The 23665-nt window shown below is 67.6% G+C and carries 19 protein-coding genes; 10 read left to right on the top strand and 9 right to left on the bottom strand.

Translation table 11 applies throughout. The annotated features are described in order from the left end of the window. Positions 1-329 precede the first annotated feature (329 nt). The 5 genes from JMF86_RS23075 to JMF86_RS23055 form a co-directional block, all read right to left on the bottom strand. Positions 330-941, bottom strand: a complete 612-nt coding sequence (locus tag JMF86_RS23075) for an ankyrin repeat domain-containing protein (protein WP_011548134.1) — start codon at positions 939-941, stop codon at positions 330-332. 79 nt (positions 942-1020) lie between these two features. Then, positions 1021-2556, bottom strand: a complete 1536-nt coding sequence (locus JMF86_RS23070; RefSeq protein ID WP_011548133.1) for a catalase — start codon at positions 2554-2556, stop codon at positions 1021-1023. A 235-nt stretch (positions 2557-2791) separates the two neighbouring features. After that, positions 2792-4279, bottom strand: coding sequence for an efflux transporter outer membrane subunit (locus JMF86_RS23065; protein WP_011548132.1), 1488 nt, complete (start codon positions 4277-4279; stop codon positions 2792-2794). Between the two features lie 13 nt (positions 4280-4292). Beyond that, positions 4293-5879, bottom strand: coding sequence for an MDR family MFS transporter (locus JMF86_RS23060; protein ID WP_011548131.1), 1587 nt, complete (start codon positions 5877-5879; stop codon positions 4293-4295). Beyond that, entirely contained in the window at positions 5872-6996 is a 1125-nt protein-coding gene (locus JMF86_RS23055) for an HlyD family secretion protein (RefSeq protein ID WP_011548130.1), read from the bottom strand. The genes JMF86_RS23060 and JMF86_RS23055 overlap by 8 nt, the downstream gene beginning before the upstream one ends. A gap of 91 nt (positions 6997-7087) precedes the next feature. Here JMF86_RS23055 and JMF86_RS23050 point away from each other — a divergent pair, with 91 nt between their 5' ends. Next, on the top strand, positions 7088-7924 hold the full coding sequence (locus JMF86_RS23050) for a CerR family C-terminal domain-containing protein (protein WP_011548129.1): 837 nt from the start codon (positions 7088-7090) through the stop codon (positions 7922-7924). Between the two features lie 27 nt (positions 7925-7951). Here JMF86_RS23050 and JMF86_RS23045 read toward each other — a convergent pair whose 3' ends face one another. Next, positions 7952-10420: a mechanosensitive ion channel family protein gene (locus JMF86_RS23045; RefSeq protein WP_011548128.1), complete on the bottom strand. Its 2469-nt coding sequence runs from the start codon at positions 10418-10420 to the stop codon at positions 7952-7954. A 270-nt stretch (positions 10421-10690) separates the two neighbouring features. Continuing rightward, positions 10691-11650 (bottom strand): LLM class oxidoreductase, encoded by a 960-nt coding sequence (locus JMF86_RS23040; protein WP_011548127.1) that lies wholly within the window; start codon positions 11648-11650, stop codon positions 10691-10693. 1218 nt (positions 11651-12868) lie between these two features. Between JMF86_RS23040 and JMF86_RS23035 the strand changes: the two genes are divergently transcribed. The 4 genes from JMF86_RS23035 to JMF86_RS23020 all read left to right on the top strand — a co-directional run bounded on the left by JMF86_RS23035 (position 12869) and on the right by JMF86_RS23020 (position 16476). Then, the gene (locus tag JMF86_RS23035; protein ID WP_012338489.1) at positions 12869-13783 is read left to right on the top strand and encodes an NAD-dependent protein deacetylase; all 915 of its coding nucleotides are present in this window, start codon (positions 12869-12871) and stop codon (positions 13781-13783) included. Continuing rightward, positions 13780-14421, top strand: a complete 642-nt coding sequence (locus JMF86_RS23030) for a DUF938 domain-containing protein (protein WP_006479383.1) — start codon at positions 13780-13782, stop codon at positions 14419-14421. The genes JMF86_RS23035 and JMF86_RS23030 overlap by 4 nt, the downstream gene beginning before the upstream one ends. Before the next feature lie 97 nt (positions 14422-14518). Continuing rightward, positions 14519-15931 carry an NADP-dependent phosphogluconate dehydrogenase gene (gene gndA, locus JMF86_RS23025; protein WP_006479382.1) on the top strand — a complete coding sequence of 471 codons (1413 nt, stop codon included), beginning with the start codon at positions 14519-14521 and terminating at the stop codon, positions 15929-15931. Positions 15932-16131: 200 nt separating this feature from the next. Next, entirely contained in the window at positions 16132-16476 is a 345-nt protein-coding gene (locus JMF86_RS23020) for a DUF4148 domain-containing protein (RefSeq protein WP_011548125.1), read from the top strand. 109 nt (positions 16477-16585) lie between these two features. On the opposite strand, the gene JMF86_RS23015 is transcribed toward JMF86_RS23020, so the two are convergent. Continuing rightward, on the bottom strand, positions 16586-16906 hold the full coding sequence (locus JMF86_RS23015) for a hypothetical protein (protein ID WP_011694691.1): 321 nt from the start codon (positions 16904-16906) through the stop codon (positions 16586-16588). 410 nt (positions 16907-17316) lie between these two features. Here JMF86_RS23015 and JMF86_RS23010 point away from each other — a divergent pair, with 410 nt between their 5' ends. Beyond that, on the top strand, positions 17317-18051 hold the full coding sequence (locus JMF86_RS23010) for a peptidoglycan DD-metalloendopeptidase family protein (protein ID WP_011548123.1): 735 nt from the start codon (positions 17317-17319) through the stop codon (positions 18049-18051). Between the two features lie 65 nt (positions 18052-18116). Here JMF86_RS23010 and JMF86_RS23005 read toward each other — a convergent pair whose 3' ends face one another. Then, positions 18117-18755, bottom strand: a complete 639-nt coding sequence (locus JMF86_RS23005) for a Pr6Pr family membrane protein (RefSeq protein WP_041489490.1) — start codon at positions 18753-18755, stop codon at positions 18117-18119. 226 nt (positions 18756-18981) lie between these two features. On the opposite strand from JMF86_RS23005, the gene JMF86_RS23000 reads away from it, so the two are divergent. The 4 genes from JMF86_RS23000 to JMF86_RS22985 all read left to right on the top strand — a co-directional run bounded on the left by JMF86_RS23000 (position 18982) and on the right by JMF86_RS22985 (position 23573). Then, positions 18982-19518 carry a cytochrome b gene (locus JMF86_RS23000; protein WP_006479377.1) on the top strand — a complete coding sequence of 179 codons (537 nt, stop codon included), beginning with the start codon at positions 18982-18984 and terminating at the stop codon, positions 19516-19518. Positions 19519-19673: 155 nt separating this feature from the next. Beyond that, a complete protein-coding gene (locus JMF86_RS22995; RefSeq protein WP_011548121.1) occupies positions 19674-20042 on the top strand; it encodes a DUF2946 domain-containing protein in 369 nt (122 codons plus the stop codon). An 84-nt stretch (positions 20043-20126) separates the two neighbouring features. Further along, the gene (locus JMF86_RS22990) at positions 20127-22259 is read left to right on the top strand and encodes a TonB-dependent copper receptor (protein WP_011548120.1); all 2133 of its coding nucleotides are present in this window, start codon (positions 20127-20129) and stop codon (positions 22257-22259) included. A 219-nt stretch (positions 22260-22478) separates the two neighbouring features. Next, positions 22479-23573, top strand: coding sequence for a triacylglycerol lipase (locus JMF86_RS22985; RefSeq protein ID WP_012338488.1), 1095 nt, complete (start codon positions 22479-22481; stop codon positions 23571-23573). The last annotated feature ends 92 nt before the right edge of the window (positions 23574-23665 follow it).

Here is a 23665-nt window from a genome sequence, read left to right as displayed (position 1 = left end):
TGATGCGGAAAGATGGAGATTCGATGGAGGCGGCGAAAGGCGCCGAAAGGAGGGGATGAGCCGAAGCGGAATGCTCGGACGAACAGGGTGCGGCGCGGTGTCGGGCGCGCGGTGTTTCGGCTCGATGCGCGTGTCGGCTCGCGCTGGTGGTTAAAGATCGAGCCGGCAGGGGGACCGGGGGAACTGCACGACGAGGCGCGGTGCGTCTGCAGCTGGCTGGCCATGACGGGGCCGCTGGGCGCACACGTGCACGACATGGCGCCGGCATCGCGCGATGGCGACGTGGATCGGGTCAGCGAATGGGGCGCGCCATTTGACGCGCGGGCGCGCTACGGTTTGGCGCCGGCATTTCGCAGGGCGTCCGCCGCATACGTGTTGTCGTGCGTCAGCGCGAGTTGAAGCAGCGACTGGCCGCGCCGGTCGACATGGTTCGGATTCGCGCCATGCGCGACGAGCAGCGGAATCAGCTCGAAGCGGTTGAACAGCGTCGCGAACCCCAGCGCGGTTTCGCCGGCGCCGTTCGTCTGGTCGATCGGGCAGCGCGTGTCGATCAGGCGTCGCGCGATGTCGGGCTCGTTCCGGAAGAGGGCGCCCATCAGCGCCGTGTTGCCGTGACGATCGCCGACGCACGCATCGGCGCCGACCGACAACAGGTAGTCGAGCGCCGCGGGCTGGCCGTCGTACGACGCGAGAATCACGGCCGTATAGCCGTGGCTGTCGGTGGCGTCGACCGGATAGCCGGCATCGTGCAACGCGCGCAGGATATCGACGCGGCCGACGCGCGCGGCGTCGAACCAGTCGCCGTCATAGCGGCGCAGCGCGGCAGGGTCGGCCTTGCCGTACGTCGGCTGGTCGGGCAGGTGCGCGCAGCCGGCGAGCGCGGCCAGCGCGAGCGCTGCCACGGCCGCACGGATCGTGTGGGGGAAGCGTTCGGATCGCATGAGGGTGTCCTGATGAAGTGGCCGGGCCGACGTGCGCGGCGCGTGTCGCACACGTCGGCAGCGACCGGAGTCGCGGGGATCAGTTGTCGCTCAGCTTCGCCGCGAGCGATTGCACTTGCTGGACGTTCGCGTGAACGGCCTGTGCGAGACGCGTACCGTAGTCTGCGTCGGCCTTGTAGAAGTACGACAGCATCGCGTACTGGTTCTGCGCATTCTTCACCTGGCCGAGGTCGCCGGACAACGCGGTGACGAGGTCGTCCTTGTCCTGCTGCGACAGGCTACGGTAGTACTCGCCCGCCTGACGGAACGGCAGCTTCTTGCGGATCGCTTCCTGCTGCGTCGTGCCGCTGAGCGTCATGCGGACCGACTTGTACTGCGGGTCCTGCGCGAGTTCGTTCAGCGTCGACGGTTCGTAATTCACCTCGCCCTTGCGGTCGCCGGCGTTCATCTTGCCGTCCTGGTTGTTGTTGACGACCGGCACAACGGGGCGATTGATCGGCAAATCCATGTAGTTCGCGCCGAGCCGGTACATCTGCGTGTCGGCGTACGCGAACAGGCGATCCTGCAGCATCCGGTCCTCGGACGGCTCGATCCCCGGCACGAGGCGCGACGGTGCGAAGGCCGATTCCTCGGTCGACTGGAAGTAGTTGTCGGGCACGCGATTGAGCGTCATCGTGCCGATCTTGCGTTCAGGCACGCCGGTCCACACCTTCGTATCGTCGAGCGCATCGAAGTCGAAGCGGTTCAGATCCTTCGGCGTGAGCACCTGCACGTACAGGTCCCACTTCGGGAAATCGCCCTGTTTGAGCGCGCCGTACAGGTCGTTCGTCATCAGGTTCCAGTCGCGGCCGATCGACGCGGGGATTTCTTGCGGGCGCAGGCCGTGCACGCCTTGCTGGCTCTTCCAGTGGAACTTCACGTAGTGCACGTCGCCTTGCGCATTGACGAACTTGAACGCATGCACCGCGAAGCCGTCCATGCGGCGATACGAATCGGGCATGCCCTCGTCCGTGTACAGCCGCGTCAGCATGTGGGTCGCTTCGGGCGTGTGCGCGAAGAAGTCGAACGCGAGGTTCGGGTCCTGCACGCCGGTCACGGCGCTCGGCTTGTTCGCGTGCACGAAGTCGGGGAACTTGATGCCGTCGCGAATGAAGAACACCGGCCAGTTGATGCCGACCATGTCCCAGTTGCCCTGCTGCGTATAGAACTTCACCGCGAAGCCGCGCGGGTCGCGCGCCTGCTCGGGCGAGCCGCGATAGCCCATCACGGTGGAGAAGCGCACGAATACGGGGGTGCGGGTGCCCGGCGTGAAGACTTTCGCTTTCGTCAGGTCGGAGATGTCGGCGCTCGGCACGAACTCGCCGAATGCGCCGGTGCCGCGCGCATGCACGACGCGCTCGGGAATGCGTTCGCGATCGAAGCGCTGCAGTTTCTCGATGAGCGCGGAATCCTGCAGCAGCACCGGGCCGGCGGGGCCGGCCGTCTGCGAATTCTGGTTGTCGCCGACGGGCGCGCCGGTGTCGCGCGTGAGTTCGGCGGCGTACGGAGAGGCGGAGAGTGCCACGCAGATTGCGGCGACTGCGTGCCGCAGCACGCGATGGGAAGATGAGGACATGACGATGGAACTCCTTGAATCCGATCGGTGGTGGGGAAGCCGACTGAATTAGAAGAGATCGTCAGACGATTGGCTAATTGATATTCGATATGTTTTCGATAGCCGTGGGGTCGATGCGGCGCGAGCTCGTTCGTTGCGCAAGAAACGAAGCGGGATTGTTGCGCGCGCAATGAGTTATTGCTGGATTGTTTCAACGAGCATGATGCATTGGTCGTGCATGATTTGCGGCGGTGCGTCAACCGGCGCTCGTCTGCCAGCCGAGCCCGAGGCTCTTCTGCACCGACACGTAGTTCTTGATCAGTTCGGCCTGCCCGGCGATCACGTTCTGCTGCGCGGCGAACGCTTCACGTTGCGTATCGAGCAGGTCGATCATCGACGCGACGCCCGCGCGATAGCGCTGGTCCATCAGCGCGCGCGAATGAACGGCCGACGTCTGCACCTTCGTCAATGCGACGACGTGCTCGCGCTGATGCCCGTAACGCTGCAACGCGGTGTTGGCATCCTGTAATGCACCGAGCACGGCCTTCTGATAATTCGCCTCCGCTTCATCGCGCGATGCTTCTGCCGCGCGTACCGCGCCACGCGTGCGTCCGAAGTCGAGAATGTTCCATTGCAGGTACGGCGCACCGACCCACGTGAAATTCTGCTTGCGGAACAGATGGCCCGGGTCCGTCGCGCTGAAGCCGAGATCGCCGAGCAACGTCACCTTCGGAAAATAGTCGGCGACATGCTCGCCGATCTGCGCATTGCTGGACGCAAGCCGGCGTTCGGCCGCGCGAATATCGGGGCGCTGTTTCAGCAGCGTGGCCGGATCGCCGATCGCGACGCTGCCGGGCAGCGTCGGCAATGCCGCGTCCGGGGTCGACAGCGCGGCGTCGAGCGCGCCCGGCGCGCGGCCCGTCAGGATCGCGAGCCGGTCGAGCGATTCGGTCACCTGGGCGTCGAGCGGGATCAGCGACGCGCGCGTGTTCTCGACCTGCGTCGTCAGTCGCTCGATGTCGGCATCGGCCGCGACGCCGCGCGCGCGGCGCTGCTGCGTCAGTTCGAGCATCTGCTGTTGCAGTTGCGCGGTGCGCTTCGACAACGCAAGTCGTTGCTGCTGGTCGCGCAGGTCGACATACGCATTCGCGACTTCGGCCGCGATCGACACCTGCGTGTCGGCGAGATCGGCATCGACCGCTTCGGCCTGGGCGGATGCGGCTTCGACCGCGCGGCGCGTGCCGCCGAACAGGTCGATTTCCCACGTCGCGTCGAAGCCCGCCGAATAGAGTTGCAGCGGCCCCGAGCCGCCGAGCGACGGCGACGTGCCGCCCGATTGCTCCGAGCCGTTCGACGGCAGCAGCGAGCCGAGCGCGCTGACGTCCGGCTCGCGCATGCGGATGGCCGCGACGGTGGCCGACGATTTCGGCATCTGCGCGGCGCGCTGTTGCGAGAGCTGTGCGCGTGCCGCGCGCAAGCGGGCCTGCGCGGCGTGCAGATCGGGGTTGTACACGAGCGCGGCGACGATCAGCGCGTCGAGCTGGCGATCGTTCAGTGCATGCCACCACGCGCTCGGTGCGGGCGACGCGGTGTCGACGCCAGTGGCCGGCGCACGCACGAAGGTCGATGCATCCGGTGCGGCGGGCGCGCCGTGGTAGTCGGGGCCGACCGTGCAGCCGGCGAGCAGGCACGCGGCCGCACACAGGGTGAGCGCGGGGCGGCGGGGCAGGGAGAAGGGTTTCATCGCGTATGACGGGTCAATGGCCGGACGACATCGGTTGCGGCCCGCGCGGCGTTCTCAGCAGCAGCGCGAGCGGCACGCAGGCGAGCAGCGCGAGGCCCAGCAGATAGAAGGTTTCGGAATAGGTCATCACGACGGCCTGGATCTGGATCTGCTGCGCCAGCTGACCGAGGGCGCGCAGGTTCGAATACGCGAGATCGCCGGTGTGCGCGAACCAGTTGGCCGCATAGGCCGACAGGCGATCCTGCCCGATCAGCGAGTTCGCGGTCACCGATTCACGCAGCGCGGCCGTATGGAAAGTCGTGCGCCGGTCGATCACGGTGCCGATGATCGCGAGCCCGATCGAGCCGCCGAGGTTGCGCGCCATGTTGTAGAGCCCGGCCGCATCGCCCGAGTCTTCGCGCGCGACGGCCGCCATCGACGCCTGGTTGAGCGGCATCATCGCGAGCATCTGCGCGAGGCCGCGGATCAGTTGCGACCATACGAAATCGTGGCCCACGCTCTGTGCGGTCAGGCTGATGTCGAGCATGCAGCTCAGGCAGAACAGCAGCAGCCCCGTGATCACGAGGATGCGGAAATCGACCTTGCCGAGCAGGCGCGGCAGGATCGGCATCACGAGAAAGGCCGGCAACCCCGACAGCAGCATGATCGCGCCAGCCTGTTCCGCGTTGTAGCCGGCGACGATCGCGAGGAACTGCGGCAGCAGGTAAGACACGCCGTACAGCCCGGCGCCGACCGCGGACACGATCACGATGACGCTCGCGTAGCGCGGGTTGCGCATCAGCGACAGCCGCATGATCGGCCGCTTCGCGAAGCGCTGCGACAGCGCGATCAGGACCATCCCGATGAACGACACGATGCTCAGCGTGACGATCATCTGCGATTCGAACCAGCGTTCGCGCTGGCCTTCCTCGAGCACGACGGTCAGCGAGCTGAGGCCGATCGCGAGGCCGAGGATGCCGAGCCAGTCCGCGTTGAAGAATGCGCTCCATTGCGGGCGGTCCGACGGCAGGCCGAACACCAGCAGGGCCATCAGCAGCAGGCACACCGGCAGGTTCAGGAAGAAGCACCAGCTCCAGTTCACGTTTTCCGCGAGCCAGCCGCCGAGCACGGGGCCGAACAGCGGCCCGAGCAGCACGATCAGGCCGAACAGCGTCATCCCGACCGGCAACTGCGACAGCGGCAATCGCGTGCGGATGATCGTCTGCGCGGTCGGAATCAGCGCGCCGCCGGTGAAGCCCTGGCCGATCCGGCCCGCGATCATCATCGGCAGCGAATGCGACCAGCCGCACATCATCGAGAATGCGATGAACAGCGCGGAGTTCGTCAGCAGGAAATTGCGCAGCCCGAACACGCGCGTGAGCCAGGCGGCGAGCGGGATCATCACGATTTCCGACATCAGGTAGCCGGTCGAGATCCACGTGCCTTCGGTGCCGGTCGCGCCGATTTCGCCCTGGATCTGCGGCAGCGCAGAATTCGTGATCGAGATGTCGAGCGTTGCCATCAGCGCGCCGAGCGCGCCGGCCGCGACCGCGATCCAGTCGGTCACGCTCGCGCGGCCTTCATGCGGCGGCAGGGGGATCGTGGCGGGCGTATCAGCCATGATGCTGCTCGTCGCGGGCCGAGCGCGTATCGACGTCGACCGTCACCGACAGCCCGGGCAGCAGCATGCGTTGCGCGCGGGCGTTCGCGGCGAGACGGATGCGCACCGGCACGCGCTGGACGATCTTCGTGAAGTTGCCGGTCGCGTTCTCGGGCGGCAGCAGCGCGAACTGCGCGCCGGTGCCGGGCGCGAAGCTGTCGACGACGCCGGACAGCGGGCCGTCCGGCAGCGCATCGACGTGCAGCTCGACGGGCTGGCCGATGCGCATGTTGCCGATCTGCGTTTCCTTGAAGTTCGCGACGAGGTAGATCGAATCGACCGGCACGACGGTCAGCAGGCGCGTGCCGGGCTGCACGTATTGCCCGACGCGCACCGTGCGATCGCCGACGCGGCCCGCGAGCGTGCTGCGCACGATCGTATTGTCGAGGTCGAGCTGCGCCTGCGCGGCGCTGGCCTGCGCGGCCTCGAGCTGCGCGCGCGCCTGCTGGAGCTGCGCGGTGAACGACGCGATCTGCGTGCGTGCGGCGGCGATCGACGCGTTGTTCGCGGCGAGTGTCGCCGCCGCCTGGTCGCGCGTGCTTTTCAGATCGGCCACGCGTTCGTGCGTTTCGGCGCCGGTCGCCGCGAGCGGCGCATAGCGCGTGTACTCGTCGCTTGCGTGCTGCGCGTTGATGCGCGACACCTTCGCCTGCGCGTCGGCCTGCTCGAGATTCGCGCGCTGCTGGCTGATGTCGGCTTCGGCGCGCGCGATATCGGCGCGGCGGGCGTCGACGGTCGCCTGCGCTTGCGCGAGCGCCACCTGGTACTGGCGGACATCGAGCCGCACGAGCGGATCGCCGGCCTTCACGGGCTGGTTGTCGCGCACGTAGACGTCGGTCACGTAGCCGGCGACCTTCGGTGCGGCGGTCATGCTGTCCGCCTGCAGGTACGCGTCGTTGGTGCTTTCGATGAAGCGGCCGACCGTCCACCAGCGGCCGAGCCAGACCGCGCCGCCGACGGCCGCGAGCACGGCGACCACGAGCAGGATGCGCCGCCTCGTTCCGCCGTTGCCGTTGCGCGGCGTTGTTTTGTTTTCCTGACGATCTGCTTTCTGTGGCGGGTCTTGTGGCGTCGACATGCGTGATCCAAATTATTCCAAGTGGAAGAATTATTCCAGTTGATAAAATTGTGTCAAGTAGAATGTGGATCGATCGAATGACGAGGAAGGCATGAACGAAGCGAAGAAGCTGCGCCGCACGTCGGCGGGCGGCTACGCGCGCGGCGACGAGACGCGCCAGCGGATCATCGAGGCGGCGATCGAACTGTTCGGCGAACGCGGGTTCGCGGGCGCGTCGACGCGCGAGATCGCCGCGATGGCGGGCGTGAACGCGCCGGCGCTCCAGTACTACTTCGAGAACAAGGAAGGCGTGTACCGCGCGTGCGTCGAGACGATCGCCGAGCACGGCTGGCAAGTGTTCGCGCCGGCGGTCGGCCATGCGCGGGCGATGCTCGACGGCCATGCGAGCGTCGATGCGCTGATCGATGCGTTCATCGGGCTGCTGCGTGCGCTGTCGGACCGGATGTTCACCGCGCCGAAGACGATGAACCAGCGGATGTTCTTCGCGCGCGAGCAGGGCGGCCAGGAGCCGGCGAGCGCGAGCGAGATCCTGATGACGCGCATGCGCAAGCCGCTGAACGACGTGAGCGCGGAATTGATCGGCCGCATCACGGGGCGGCCGGCCGACGATCCCGTCACGCGGTTGCGCGCGCTGAGCCTGTTCGGACAGATCACGGTGTTCCACATCGCGCAGCGTTCGGCGCTGCAGTTGCTCGAATGGGAGGCGTTCGAGGGCGAGCGCGCGGCGCTGGTGACCGACACGATTGCCGACCAGACGCGCGTGCTGCTCGAGCAATGGCATGCGCAGCGCGATGCGCATGCCTCCAGCGCGGAATCCGCTGCAAAGCGGGCGCAGGGTGCCGCGGCGAAACGACGTGCGGCGAAGCCGGGGGCGGTTCCGCCCGCCGCGAAAAGCACGACGCGCGTGAAGAAGCCTGCCGCGCGTTGAGCGCGGCGGGTCACCGGCTGGGGGCGATCAGCCTGGCTTGCGCTCCGCTCCGTCGGGCGATGGCGACGGCGCTGCCGTCTCGGCGGCATTCCGCGTGTCGGGGCGCGGGTCGTTTTCCTCGCTGCCGACCGGCCGCGATCCGTCCGCATAGGCGACGACGCTGCGCTGCGGATTGGCGATCCGGATTCCGCGTTCGCGGAACGTTTCCGCGATCCGCCGGTTGAATTCGCGCTGCACGCCCCAGCGTGCCGAGTCCGTACATTGCATCTGCCCGGCCAGCGCGAGCGCCGCGCCGTCGACCTGATCGATACCCCAGTAGCTGAAGTCCGACAGGATGCCGTCGTGGTATTTCGGATCGTCGCGCAACGCGGCGCCGATTTCCTTCAGCGTCGCGATCGCGCGGTCGATGTCCTCGCCGTACGCGATGCTCACCTTGACGGCCGCGTTGCCGAGCCCGCGATTCGTGTTGTTGACGGTCGTCACCGAGCTGAACGGGATCGTGTACAGCGACCCGTCGCCGGCGCGCAGCCGCACCGTGCGGATCGACAGGTATTCGACCGTGCCCGACACGCCGGCGAGCGTGACCCAGTCGCCGACCTGCATCGCGTTTTCCATCAGCAGGAAGATCCCGGTGATGAAATCCTGCACGAGCTTCTGCGACCCGAAACCGAGCGCGACGCCGAAGATGCTGGCGCCGGCCAGCAGCGGGCCGACGTTGACGCCGAGCTCGCTGAGGCCCGTCAGCACGACGACGAGCGCGATCATCACGAACAGCAGCGAGCGCAGCATCGGCAGCAGCGTGCGCAGCCGCGCGGCGCGCACCAGGTTGCCTTCGCGCGTCCAGCGCTGCAGCCGGCGCTCGATCGCGATGTTGGCCGCCTCCCACACGACGAGCGCGACGATCGCCGCGATCGCGATCGTCACCAGCGCGGACGCGAGCCGGTGGCCGATCGTGCCCGTCTCGAACGCGCGGAAGATCGGCACGCCCCAGATCTGCAGCAGCAGCACGACGGTCACGATGCCGATCGCCCCCGACACGATCTGGCGCAGCAGCGGGTAGTAGCGGTACGCGTGCAGATGAACGAGCGTACGGTCGTCGTCGCGGCGCTGGAACAGCCGCGCGAGCGCGCCGAACACGACGATCGACACCATCCGCATCGCGATCATCACGGCGATCGAGCGGCCGCCGAGCGTGATCAGCACGCGATAGCCGTTGTGGACGTCGAGCGCCCACACGAACCACAGTGCCATCACGATGAAGACCGACACGGGCGCCCACGCGTCCGCGAGCGCGTTGCCGACGACCGTGAAGGCCGGACGATCCGCGCCGGCGGCACGAATCCGTGCCGCGACCGGCCGGCGACACTGCAGGATCAGCACCGAGATCATCACGTGCCCGACGAGGGCGACGGCCTTCAGCAGCGCGACATGGCCGGCTTCGCTCAGGCCGAAGTTCGCGGCAATCTCGACGGCCGCCGTGCACGCGCCGACCACGATCACGATCCGTGCGATCGAGCGTTGCACGAAATCGGCCCATGCGTCGCTGATATGCAGCAGCCGCAACTGCCGCGCATCGGGCTGGAAGAACAGCCGGCTGACGATCGTGATGAGTCGGCAGATCACGTAGGTGTCGATCAACGCTTCGAGCGCGGCTTCGATCGGCGTGTCTGCTTCGACGAGCACCGACATCGTCAGGCTCGCGACGCCGACGAACACGAGCAGCGGCACCGCGCGCAGCGCGAGACTGACGAGTGCGCGCGGCATCCGCTGCAGCAGCGTGGTGTGCCGGCGGGCGTGGCCTCGGCTTTGCGAGGATGCGGGGGTGGCGCCTGCGGTGTCTGCGGCTGCGGTGTCGGGTGGGGTGGACGTATCGGGCGGCGGCGCGTGGACTTCGTCCGACGCGGCGGAATCGGATGCGGTGTGGCGCAACGTGTCGGCGCGGCGCGCGGCCACCGTGGCCAGCGCGCGTCGCAGCAGCCGCTTCGCGAGCCATTCGACGATGAGCGCAGGCAGCAGTACCGCGACGAGGATGCCGAGCGTGCGAGTGAGATCCGCGCGCTGGTCGGCGCTGACGAGCTTGTCGTGCCACCAGCTTCCCACCGAACCGATATCGAGCAGCGAGCGCAGCGATTCCTGCAGCGCGTTGCCGATCTGCGTGGCCCAGCGCGATCCCTGGCGGACGAGCATCGAGGCGAGCCCGTTCGACGTGAGCGCGGCCGGCGCCGCGGCAGCCGAGGCGCCGCTGGTGGCAGGCGCCGCGCTGGCCGGCACGGCGGGCGCGCTCAACGCGCCGACGGCCGCGATCGCGCGCAGCGTCGTTTCGACCTGCGCGCGATCGCGCGGGTTTTCGAGCACGTTCAGTGCCTGCCGCGCCTCTTGTGGCGTCAGTGCGGGCGCGGCGCCGGAGGCGGCCGACGCGGCGGCCGGAGCGGGAGCGGCCGCGTGGGCGGCCGACACGACGGCGGCGAGCAGCCAGCCGAGGAGGATATGTCGCATGGAGTGGGCATGCGGGTGCGTCTCGTCACGCGGCCCGCGAGGCTGAATGATGGACGGAAGTTAACATGATTGCGATCGCGACCGAATAGTTCCGTCGCCGGCTATTCGGATCGGGCATGAGCGGCGCGACGCGGGTGTCCTGCGTTCCCGATCGTAAGGCGTCTGTAACGCGTGCTTTCCGATGCCGATGGGCGAAGCGTCACCCGATGAGCGTTCGTCCGGTCTCGTTCCACGCTGGCATCACGTCAGGTGAATTCGGATTCCTATGAATCAGGCCGGATCGTCGTGAAATGCCGGCAAGACGTGCGCCGCGATTTCTTCGATGACGTCGCGCACGGGCCGGTCCGATCCGGGGTTCAGCGTGACATGGTGCGTTCCCGCCGTGCGCATGTCCCGCAGGATATCGGCCAACGCATGGCGCCCGGTTGCATAACCGAGCGGCAGCGCGGTGGCGGGCGTATCGGGATGTGCGGCGAGGTCGAGCCGCATCGATACGCCGAACGCGCGAAATTGCGGCGACGCGAGCCGGTCGACCGCCGCGCGCCACATCGAATAGCGGGCGCGCTGCGTATCCGGATCGCGGTGATAGGTCATCCAGCCGATCGAATGGCGGGCAATCCAGTCGACGCTCTGTCCGCCCGAGCCGACCGCAAGCATCGGCACCGCGTCGCCGTCGCGCGGCAGCAGCGTGAATTCGGGCGCATCGGGCGGCGCCTGGTCGGGCAGCACGCGCGACGGCGCGCCGAGCGCGGCCGCGACGACGTCCCAGTGCGCGCGATAGCGGTCGCGCCGGGTTTCCGCGTCGACGCCGAACGCCGCATATTCGGGCGGCCGGTCGCCGGAGCCGAGCCCGAGGATGAAGCGTCCGCCCGACAGCGTCGCGACCGACAGCGCACCTTTCGCGATATGCAGCGGATGGCGCAGCGGCAATACGATCGCGCCGCTGGCGAGCGCGATCCGGCGGGTGCGCGACGCCAGTGCGCCGAGCAGCACCCACGGGTCGAGATGGCCGACCGGGTCCGGATAGTCGGCGCTGTTCAGCGGCACGTCGCGAATCCACAGCGCGCGAAAGCCGAGTGAATCGGCCAGCGCCGCGAGTTCGAGTTGTTCGTCGAAGTCCGCGACGATGTGGCCGCTGCGAAGCAACGGAAGCGTGAGGCCGATCGACAGCCGCCCGTCAGCAAAGACACGCTGCGCGACGTCGGGGCGGGCGGGAACGGTTGGGGGCATGGCGAATCCTTGAAGGCGAGGCAGGGCGAACGCACAGTGTTCCGTGTCCGAATGCTAGCGTGTTTGCGCGATGCCCGAGCGGGACGGCGCCGCGCTGCGCTAAACGACCTGCGGCGTCGTGCCACGCAACACGAGCCCCCCGCGTGACGCCACGCGTCGCGATGCGCGGTGGTCGCGGTCGGTGCCGTAGAACGGCATGCGTGTGCGAAGCGACGGCGAGTGTGATCACGGCGAGGGTGGGTTCGGGGCGGGCGGCGGCGAGCCGCGGGAAAGGGCAAGGCCGGCGCACGCATCCGGTCGAGGCGCGTCGCCAGCTGTGAGGCGATTGTAAGGCGACTGCCCGTCCCACGCAGAGCCGACGCGACGATGCCAATTGGTCTGGCGGCGCGTTTCAGTTTCGAAACGTTCGCGCTTTCTGACGGGGTGCGATGGCTACCCGCGGCCCGGCATGTGCCCGCGAGGCCTTGCGGCGTGAAGCATGGTGCGCTCCTTGCATGGTTATATGGGCCGTGAGCGCGATCGCGGGTGTTGTCGACCCGGCAATCGCTTCAGTGGGTCGGATGTATCGGAGACGGGGACAAGAGAATGAAAAAAGACCGAAACGCAACGCAGCGTGTTGCAAACATGAATCGCCGACCTGCCCGGGTATTCGCTTCGCCATTGATTGCGGCGACGTGAGCGAGCGGCTTTCCGTTCCATCCGAGCAATCAGGTTCGTTCTGAACGACGACGTGCAGCCGTGACGCACGAGGCCGACCCGTGCCGGTCGGCCGTCGGGGATGCACCACGAACGCAGGCGGATGGCCCCTGGCCTGGATCCCGGAATCGTCATGCCATGGCGCAACGCATGGCGCCGCGCGGCGAATGCGTTTGCATGCCGCGCATCGTGTCGGCGTGACGAGCCAGCGGCACAGGACCGGGCCGGGACAGCCGGTGACGCGCCGATGTGCGCGGCAGCGAGGAACACGTGGAGTCCGGGGAGCGTCCGTCGATCGCGGCATGACGGACGTCGCAATATTGTGCTGTCAGTTGATCCACTACCCCGATGGATCAATTGTTGAAGCGCCCGTCGCCGAGCGGCGACGGGCGTCTTTTTGCGTGCGACGGCTCGTCGTGGCGGCGGCCCGCCCGATCGCACGGCGTTCTGTATCATGTGCTGGCGTGCCTGGCTGCCCGTGCGGGCGCACGGCCTGCCGGCGCGACCGATCACGTTGCCAACATGAACGACAAAGCCTTGCCCGATTCCTCCCTCGCCGACGCCGATCCGGCCGCGCTCGATGCGCTGCAGACCTTCGTCGAGCGTCATCCGCGCCTGCTCGTGCTGACCGGCGCGGGCATCAGCACCGATTCCGGCATTCCCGGTTATCGCGACCGCAACGGCCAATGGATGCGCTCGCCGCCGATCCAACTCCAGGAATTCCTCGGTTCCGATGCCGCGCGGCGCCGCTACTGGGCGCGCAGCATGATCGGCTGGCCGGTCGTCGGCCGCGCGCGGCCGAACGGGTCGCATGTCGCGCTGGCGCGGCTCGGCGACGCAGGGCGAATCGAGCGCCTCGTCACGCAGAACGTCGACGGCCTGCATCAGCGCGCGGGCAGCGACGACGTGATCGAACTGCACGGCGGCATCAACGGCGTGACCTGCCTCGAATGCGGCGCGCATCACGCGCGAGCGACGATTCAGACCGTGCTCGAAGCCGACAATCCCGAACTGCTGGGCGCGCAGGCCGAGCCCGCCGCGGACGGCGACGCGCATCTGGAATGGGCCGCGCTCGATACGTTCCGCGTTCCGGCGTGCCCCGCGTGCGGCGGCTTGCTGAAGCCTGCGGTGGTGTTCTTCGGCGAGAACGTGCCGCGCGAGCGCGTGGCGCTGGCGTCGCAGGCGCTCGATGCGGCCGACGCGCTGCTCGTCGTCGGCTCGTCGCTGATGGTGTATTCCGGCTACCGCTTCTGCGTGTGGGCGCAGGCGCAGCACAAGCCGGTTGCCGCACTCAATCTCGGCCATACGCGCGCCGACCCGATGCTGACGCTGAAGGTCGAGGCGCACTGCGCGCCCGCGCTCGACGCACTCGTGGCGCGGCTGGGGCTCGGGCGCAACAGCGCCAGCACCAGCGACACGACGGAGCATGCATCGTGACCGGCGCCGCTGCTTCGCCCGATCCGTCCGAGCGGCTGTCCGCGCCGGCGGCCGAACGCAATCGCGGGCCGATCCTCGACGTGCTGCGCCGTGTGCTGCCGGCGAGCGGCAGCGTGCTCGAAATCGCGAGCGGCACCGGGCAGCACGTCGTTCACTTCGCGCAAGCGTTGCCGGGCCTGCACTGGCAGCCGAGTGATCCCGATGCGCAGGCGCGGCGTTCGATCGCCGCGTGGGTCGCGCATGCGGGCCTCGCGAACGTCGCCGGGCCGCTGGCGTTCGACGTGCGCGACGCGCCGTGGCCGGTCGCGGCGCTCGACGCGATCGTCTGCATCAACATGATCCATATCTCGCCGTGGGCCTGTACCGACGCGCTGTTCGCGGGCGCGTCGCGCGTGCTGCGTCCGGGCGGCGTGCTGTTCCTGTACGGTCCGTACCGTCGCGAAGGCCGGCATACGGCGCCGTCGAACGAAGCGTTCGACCGGCAGTTGCGCAGCCGCGACCCGTCGTGGGGCGTGCGCGATCTCGAGACCGTGGTCGCGCTCGGGCTCGACCTCGGCCTCGACTGCAGCGAGGTCGTCGAGATGCCGGCGAACAACCTGAGCGTCGTGTTCCGGCGCCTGCCGCACGCGGAGCAATGACACGCAAGCGGGCAGCGCGGCCGGGTTTCCTCTATCCTTTCGCCTGTGCGCGCGGCCCGGCTCGGGTCGCGCCCCGTTTTTTCCGGAGAATTGACTAATGGGCAAACAAGCAATCGGTGTGATCGGGCTCGCGGTGATGGGCCGCAATCTCGCACTCAATATCGAGAGCCGCGGTTACGCGGTGTCGGTGTTCAACCGCAGTCGCGAGAAAACCGACGAACTGATCGCCGAATTCCCCGGCCGCAATCTCGTGCCGACCTATACGCTCGAGGAATTCGTCGCGTCGCTCGAAACGCCGCGCCGGATCCTGATGATGGTGAAGGCCGGGGAAGCGACCGATGCGACGATCGCCTCGCTCAAGCCGCTGCTCGAGAAGGGCGACGTGCTGATCGACGGCGGCAACACGCATTTCACCGACACGATCCGCCGCAACCAGGAACTCGCGCAGTCGGGCCTGCATTTCATCGGCACCGGCGTGTCGGGCGGCGAAGAGGGCGCACTGCGTGGCCCGTCGATCATGCCTGGCGGCCAGCGCGACGCGTACGATCTCGTCGAGCCGATCCTCAAGCAGATCGCCGCGAAGGCGCCGTCGGACGGCGAGCCGTGCGTCGCGTACATGGGTCCGGACGGTGCGGGCCACTACGTGAAGATGGTCCACAACGGCATCGAATACGGCGACATGCAGCTGATCGCCGAGAGCTATTCGGTGCTGAAGGACGTCGCGGGCCTGACCAACGACGAACTCGGCGCGGTGTACACCGAATGGAACCAGGGCGAGCTCGACAGCTACCTGATCGAGATCACGTCGAAGATCTTCGGCAAGAAGGACGAAGAAACCGGCAAGCACCTCGTCGACGTGATCCTCGATCGCGCCGCGCAGAAGGGCACCGGCAAGTGGACGAGCCAGAACGCGCTGGATCTCGGCGTGCCGCTGCCGCTGATCACGGAGTCGGTGTTCGCCCGCGTGCTGTCGTCGCTGAAGACGGAGCGCGTCGCGGCCAGCAAGATCCTGTCGGGCCCGGCCGCCGCGCCGTTCGACGGCGATCGCGCCGCGTTCGTCGAAGCGGTGCGCCGCGCGCTGTACCTGAGCAAGGTGATCTCGTACGCGCAGGGCTTCGCGCAACTGCGCACGGCGTCGGAAGAATACGGCTGGAACCTCGATCTCGGGACGATCGCGAAGATCTTCCGCGCGGGCTGCATCATCCGCGCGCGCTTCCTGCAGAAGATCACCGACGCGTATGCGAAGGATCCGGCGCTCGCGAACCTGCTGCTCGACCCGTACTTCAAGGACATCGCCGCGAACTACCAGACGGCGCTGCGCGATGTGGTGGTGGCCGCGGTGAAGGCCGGCGTGCCGGTCCCGGCGTTCGCATCGGCGGTCGCGTACTTCGACAGCTACCGTTCCGAGCGGCTGCCGGCGAACCTCGTGCAGGCGCAGCGCGACTTCTTCGGCGCGCACACGTTCGAGCGCACCGACAAGCCGGGCAGCTTCCACGCGAACTGGTCGTAACCGGCTGGGCGAGGCGGCATTGTTGCGAAAATCTATTCTTTGAATAGGGTTTTTCTATCCCGGATGCCGACATTGTTGGCTCCGGGGAAACAGTGTTTTCGTTCTTTCATGGTTTTCCCTAGGTGCTGCCGGGACTAAACTCTGTTCCATCGCTGCAGACATGGTGTGTGCGGCGAAGCAAAAAAATCCCGGAGGTAATCATGAAATCGCTGATCGCAACGTTCGCTGCTGCTGCTGTCCTCGCTGTCCCCGCCGTCTCGTTCGCCCAACAGAACGCGCCCGTCACCCGTGCCCAGGTGAAGGCCGAACTGGTCCAGCTGCAACAGGCTGGCTACAAGCTGGGCAGCGACCGGACCAACTACCCGGAAGGCATCCAGGCTGCTGAAGCTCGCGTGAACCCGCAACAGAACGTCGCCGCTGCCGATACGACCGGCTACGGTGCGCAACCGGCCGCCGGCCAGGAATCGGGCGCCCCGGCTGCGGCCAAGACCGGCTGGCAAGTCAAGCGCGTCTCGGACGGCGCACCGGTCTACAAGGGTCGTTAATGGTACGGCCGCGCTGGCGACCGCATCCGACCCCCTGTAGTACGAAGCCCGTTGTTCCGCTATGCGGAACAACGGGCTTTTTCATTGGCGGCGCGCCAAGCGCCGGCGTTCAGTGCAGCGGGCGTCGGCCGCGCCCGATATCGCGGAACAGCGCTTCGGCCGGCTCCAGTACCTGCAGCCACGTTTCGTCGTAACCGCTCAGCGTGTCGAGCGCGTCGCGCAGCCGTTCGATCGCGAGGACCGGCAGCTCGACGCTGTGGCGCGTGGCGCCGGTCAGGTGCGTGACGCTCGCCAGCTGAACGAGCGCGTCGGCCGCTTCGGCGACGTCGGTCGCGAACAACAGGTGCCGGTTGAGCAATTCGACCAGACCGCTGGAACCGGCGAAATCGTCGGCGTCGAGCTGCACGGAGAGAAACGTCGCGTTATTCATTGTCATGCTCCTCGTTGTCGTTGGATCGCGCTGCGCATCACCGAGTATAGGCGGCGATCGAAGCGGACAATATGACGGGGCCGATACGGCAGGCGTGGCGGCCGCGCCCGCGAACTCCCCAAAGCGCCCGCCTGGCACGGCTCGCCGGCGATTGGCGTGCCCAGGCGACGCCGCAAGATTGTTTCCGGCCCGGGCAACTGTCGGGGCCTTGACCGCGACAAATGGTATCTTTGCCGATCGGAACGACGCGAAAAAGGGGCCGGTGAGCTCATTCGCGCCCACGTTCCGCTGTGGAAACTGACGGCCGCGCGAGCGGTCGGATACTGGTTGATCCGGCCGTCGGGCCGGACATCGTGCGTCGCGCGCCGGGGGGCGGTGGGCGGCGCGACGACGCAAATCCGGGAGGACCCTTGAGAGAAACTATTCCCATCCACGACACGCTCACGCGCTGGCTGCCGCAGGCGGCGCTCGTTGCCGCGGCCATCGCGCTGACGGGCTGCACGATGACGCCGTGGACCGACAGCTGGCAACCCGCGCGCCAATCGGCACCCACGTCGGCCGCGACGCCGGGCGTGATTGCCGGCTATTACCGCGTGAACCCGGGCGATACGCTGGCGGGCATCGCGAACGCCTACGGGCAGCGCGTGCAGGACGTGGCCAGCTGGAACCACATGGCGCCCACGGACGCCGTGTCGCCGGGCCAGGTACTGCGGGTCGCGCCGCCGCCGGCAGCGACCTCGTACGGGCAGCCGCCCGCGGCAGCCGCCCAGCCGGGTTCGCTCGCATGGCCGGCCACGGGCGTCGTGGCGACACCGTTCTCGGCCGGCAAGACGCGCGGCCTCGTGATCGCCGCATCCGGGCCCGACCATTCGGTGCGGGCCGCGGCAAACGGGCGGGTGGTGTACGCGGGCTCCGGCGTCAAGGCGTACGGTCCGCTCGTGATCCTGAAGCACGACAACGGGCTCATCACGGCCTACGGGCACAACGGCAAGCTGCTCGTCAATGAAGGCGACGCGGTGCGCCAGGGCCAGCCGGTCGCCGAAATGGGCACCGACGCGAGCGGTCGTTCGACGTTCGAGTTCGAAGTCCGCCAGAACGGCAAGGTCGTCGATCCGATGAACTTCCTGCCGCGCAACGGCGGCTGATTGTTGCCAGCGCCACGTGTGCGCCGGGCGGCGCACACGTTCCCGCCCACTTCATTTTTCCACCTTCATCCTTCCTTAAGCGTCGCGCTGCCAGACTGTCTCGCATGATTGCCGAGCCAGCGAATGCCCAGTGCGAGCGCCGCCGCGCCGAGCGCGATCAGCGAACACTGGATCGCGACGGGCAGGTAGCCGTGCGGACGCGGATCGACGAACGGGTAGGGATACCAGTCCTCCACCGCGCCGCGCACCAGCGTATAGCCGAGATAGACGACCGGAAAGCCGAGCCACGCGAACGCACTGCGGCGCGGAATCGGCGAGCGCGGTTCGACGTACAGCCAGTCGCACAGCATCACGAGCGGCACGATCCGGTGCAGTACCCAGTTGTTGAACGCCGGCGTGACGTGGCGCAGCGCATCGAGCCGCGCGAGCAGGAGTTCGTAGACGATCGCGGTGATCAGCACGTACAGCACCGCCGCGCCGCGCATCGATTCGTAGCGGGCCGAGCCGGGGCGCGCGATGCGCCACAGCCCAGCGGCCAGCATCGCGGCCGCGTAGAGGCTGCTCAGTTGCGTGAAGTAGCTGAGGTAGTTGCCGAGATGGAAGGTCGGCAGGCGCCAGTAGTCGGCGACGCTGTGCAGCGTGGTGGACACCGCGAGCAATGCGGCGATCAGCCGGTAGGCTGCAACGAAGAACGCTTTGCTCATGATGCCCGCGCGCCGTCGCACCAAAGCTTCATCGTGCCACAGCCGCTCGGGCGCGCGATGCGGATTTTCCATAGGCGGGCCGCGTGCGGCGCGTGTCGACGATTCGTCGGATATTTGATCGCGCCGTGCAAAACCGGCCGCCCCTGCGGCTACAATCGTCACAGCCTTTCCGGGCGCAGGCCGGTTGCAGCTGGCGCCCCTCCCCGCATACAACACGAGACGAAGCATGAAAAACATCCTCGCGAAACAGACGCGCTACAGCTCGCCCGCGATCTTCTTCCACTGGGCCATCTTCCTGCTGGTTGCGCTGGCCTACCTGGCCATCGAGATCCGCGGACCGAAGGGTAGCGACAGCCGGGCGTTCTGGATGAACGTGCATCTGATGGCCGGGACGTTCGTCCTCGTGCTGTCGGTGCTGCGCGTGCTGTGGCGGGTCGTCAGCCGCGTGCCGGAAGCGATTCCGCAGGCCACGCTGCTGCGCTGGCTGTCGAAGCTCGCGCATGTCGCGCTCTACGTGTTCATCATCGCGCAGCCGCTGCTCGGCATCATGATGGTCAACATGGGCGGCAAGCCGGTGTCGCTCGACTGGCTCGGCGTGTCGTTCACGCTGTTCGGCCCCGACAAGGCGCTGCGGCCGACGATCAAGGAAGCGCACGAGCTGATCGGCAACGCGTTCTATTTCGTGATCGGCCTGCATGCGCTGGCCGCGCTTTACCATCACTTCATCCGGCGCGACGACGTGCTGCGGCGCATGGCGCCCTGATCGTCCGGCTCCGGACGCGCACGGAAGGCGAGGGCGCATGGTTGTGTTGACAACCATGCGCCCTCGCTTCGTTTACCTTCGTCCAAGCTGGCCATCGCGTTGAACATTCTGTAACATCTCGGCTGTTTTTACATTCCGCTTACTCGTCGCCGCACATGCTGCACCGACATCGTCACCTGACTGCCTGGCTTGGCCTGCTCGCGATCTGGATCGCGATCGCGGCGCCGCTGGTGTCGCAGTGGCGTATCGCGCAGGCGGCCGTGCCCGAGGCGATCGTCTGCAGTACCGAGCATGGTGCGCATCGCTCGTCGGATGTGGGCGGCATGCACGATCATGCGCTGCATCTCGACGCGTGCGGCTACTGCGGCTTCTTCGCTCATAGCCCGGCCATCGGCGCGCCTGCCGCCACGTCGGTCGCCTTCATTCCCGTCGTTTTCGTTTCCGCCGTCGCGTCGCCTGCCGTCGCGGCGCGCGGCGACCGCTATCCGCGCGCCTATCCGCGCGCACCGCCCGAGCGCGCCTGACGCGTTTCCCGCCGTTCCTATTTTCCGCCGATATCCGTGCGGTCCGTCGAGGCCGCGTGGAGGGCGTCACTCGGGCTTTCGATCATGACCAATTTCCTGTTGCGTGCGCCGCGGGCGCCACGCAATGCCGGTGCGCGGCCTCTGCCGCGCGTACTGAAACTCACCGTTCCTGCGCTGGCTGTCGGCGCGCTGGCCGCGAGCGCTGCCGCAGCCGAAACCACGCCGGCGGCCGGTGCGCCGTCGGGCGATGCGGCGATGCTGTTGCCGCCCGTCGAAGTCGTCGCGTCGCCGCTGTCGACGCCGCTCGTCGTCGTCACCGATCCGAAGGCGCCGCGCCAGCCGCTGCCCGCCAGCGACGGCGCCGATTACCTGAAGACGATTCCCGGCTTCACGTCGATCCGTAGCGGCGGTACGAACGGCGACCCCGTGCTGCGCGGGATGTTCGGTTCGCGGCTGAACATCCTGGCGAACGGAATGCCGACGCTCGGCGCGTGCCCGAACCGGATGGATGCGCCGACCTCGTACATCGCGCCGGAAAGCTATGACAAGGTCACCGTCGTGAAGGGGCCGCAGACCGTGCTGTACGGTCCGGGTGCGTCGGCCGGCACCGTGCTGTTCGAGCGCGTGACGCCGCGTTTCGAGCGCCCCGGCATGCGCTTCGACGGCAGTCTCGTCGGCGGGTCGTTCGGCCGCAACGACCAGAACATCGACCTGACCGCAGGCACGCCGGACATCTATGGCCGCGTGACCGCGAACCACGCGCATTCGCAGGACTACAAGGACGGCAACGGCAACACCGTGCCGTCGCAGTGGGACAAATGGAACGCCGATGCAGCGCTCGGCTGGACGCCCGACGACCATACGCGACTCGAGCTGACCGCCGGCACCGGCGACGGCTATGCGCGCTACGCGGGCCGCGGGATGGATGGCGCGCATTTCCGCCGCGAGACGTTCGGCCTGTCGTTCGACAAGCGGCATCTCGGCGACGTGCTCGACCGGATCGAGGCGCGCGTGTACTACAACGAAGCCGATCACGTGATGGACAACTACACGTTGCGGCAGCCCGACCCGACGAGCAGCATGCCGATGCGCATGGCCGCGGACGTGCGGCGCCGCACGGTCGGCGCGCGTGCCGCCGCGACGTTCCGCTTCGGCGACGATTTCAAGCTCGTCACGGGCGTCGATGCGCAATCGAACCGGCTCGATTCGCGTGCGTCGATGGGGCAGCAGAACTACCGCGACCAGCCGTGGGATGCCCAGGCGACCATGTGGAGCGCGGGCGTGTTCAGCGAGCTGACGTGGTATGCGAGCGACGTCTCGCGTGTGATCGGCGGCGCGCGCGTCGACTATGCGAGCGCACGCGACAAGCGCGCGATGAAGAGCGGCATGATGATGAGCAAGCCGAACCCGACTTTCGACGACGATCGGACGAAGGTGCTGCCGAGCGGCTTCGTGCGCTACGAGCGCGATCTCGCGTCGCTACCCGTCACGTGGTACGCGGGGATCGGCCACGCGGAGCGTTATCCGGACTACTGGGAACTGTTCTCCGCGACGCGCGGGCCGGCCGGTTCGATCAACGCGTTCTCGGCGGTGCAGCCGGAGAAGACCACGCAGCTCGATATCGGCGCGCAATACAAGAGCGACCGGTTCGATGCATGGGTGTCGGCGTACGCGGGCTACGTCCAGGACTTCATCCTGTTCAACTATGCGGCCGGCATGATGGGCCCGATCACGCAGGCAACCAACGTCAACGCGCAGATCATGGGCGGCGAAGCCGGCGTGTCGTGGCGGCCGGTCGCGCCGCTGCGCGTCGAGACGTCGCTCGCGTATGCGTGGGGGCGCAACGTGGCGAGCGGCGATCCGCTGCCGCAGATGCCGCCGCTCGAGGCGCGCATCGGCCTCGAATACACGCGCGGCGCGTGGTCGGCGGGCGGCCTGTGGCGCATCGTTGCGCCGCAGCATCGCTACGCGCTGAACGAGGGCAACGTGGTCGGCAAGGACTTCGGCCCGAGCGCCGGATTCGGCGTGCTGTCGCTGCATACGCAATACAACGTCAGCAAGACCGTGCAAATCTCGGTCGGCGTCGACAACGTACTGAACAAGGCCTACACCGAGCATCTGAACCTCGCCGGCAACGCGGGTTTCGGCTATCCGGCGAACGCGCCGGTGATGGAGCCGGGGCGTACCGCGTGGGTGCGCGTGAGCGCGAAGCTGTAGCCCGCAGCGCGCGTGTGCATCGCAGCATGCGCACGCCTGAACGCCGCACCGCCCGAACGGGCGGCGCGCGTCAACCGATTAGAGAACCGTGTCTAGTCGGGGCGCAAACGTTCGAGAGTCGTGCTTCACTCCCGCTTCGACACCCACCGTGTGCACGATGCGGCGTGCGTGTCGATCCGGTGTCATTCGCGCCGGCTGCACAATAATCAGGAGACATGCATGGCCAGATCGATGCGTTCCAGGGTAATGGCAGGGGCAGTGGCATGCGCGATGAGCGTCGCGCCGTTCGCGGGGACGACCGCGCTGATGACGCTCGCGACGACGCACACGGCGATGGCGGCAACCGCGCCCGCCGACAACTATGCGGCGACGCGCTATCCGATCATTCTCGTGCACGGGCTGACCGGCACCGACAAGTACGCGGGCGTACTCGAGTACTGGTACGGCATCCAGGAAAACCTGCAGCAGCATGGCGCGACCGTCTACGTCGCGAATCTGTCGGGCTTCCAGAGCGACGACGGCCCGAACGGGCGCGGCGAACAGCTGCTGGCCTACGTGAAGACGGTGCTCGCCGCGACCGGTGCGACCAAGGTCAATCTCGTCGGTCACAGCCAGGGCGGGCTGACGTCGCGCTATGTCGCGGCCGTCGCGCCCGATCTCGTCGCGTCGGTGACGACGATCGGCACGCCGCATCGCGGCTCCGAGTTTGCCGACTTCGTGCAGGGCGTGCTCGCATACGATCCGACCGGATTGTCGTCGACGGTGATCGCCGCTTTCGTCAATGTGTTCGGTATCCTGACGAGCAGCAGCCACAACACGAACCAGGACGCCCTCGCCGCACTGAAGACGTTGACGACCGGGCAGGCCGCCACCTACAACCAGAACTATCCGAGCGCGGGCCTCGGCGCCCCCGGAAGCTGCCAGACCGGCGCGCCGACGGAAACCGTCGGCGGCAACACGCATCTGCTGTATTCATGGGCCGGCACGGCGATCCAGCCGACGTTTTCCGTGCTCGGCGTGACGGGCGCGACGGACACGAGCACGATTCCGCTCGTCGATCCGGCGAACGTGCTCGACCTGTCGACACTCGCGCTGCTCGGCACGGGCACGGTGATGATCAATCGCGCCTCGGGCCAGAACGACGGGCTCGTGTCGAAGTGCAGCGCGCTGTACGGCAAGGTGCTGAGCACGAGCTACAAGTGGAACCATATCGACGAGATCAACCAGTTGCTCGGTGTGCGCGGCGCCTATGCGGAAGATCCGGTCGCGGTGATCCGCACGCATGCGAACCGGTTGAAACTCGCGGGCGTGTGATCGATGGCGGCACGTGAGGGACGCGCGCCGCTGGCGCGGCGCGCTGCGATCTATGGTGTCGTGGGGCTGGCGGCGATCGCCGGCGTCGCGAT

It is taken from the genome of Burkholderia sp. E168m15, assembly GCF_016586105.1.
Taxonomy (GTDB): domain Bacteria; phylum Pseudomonadota; class Gammaproteobacteria; order Burkholderiales; family Burkholderiaceae; genus Burkholderia; species Burkholderia orbicola.
Note: the sequence above shows the minus strand (reverse complement) of the source record. Positions and strands in the feature narration are given on the sequence as shown.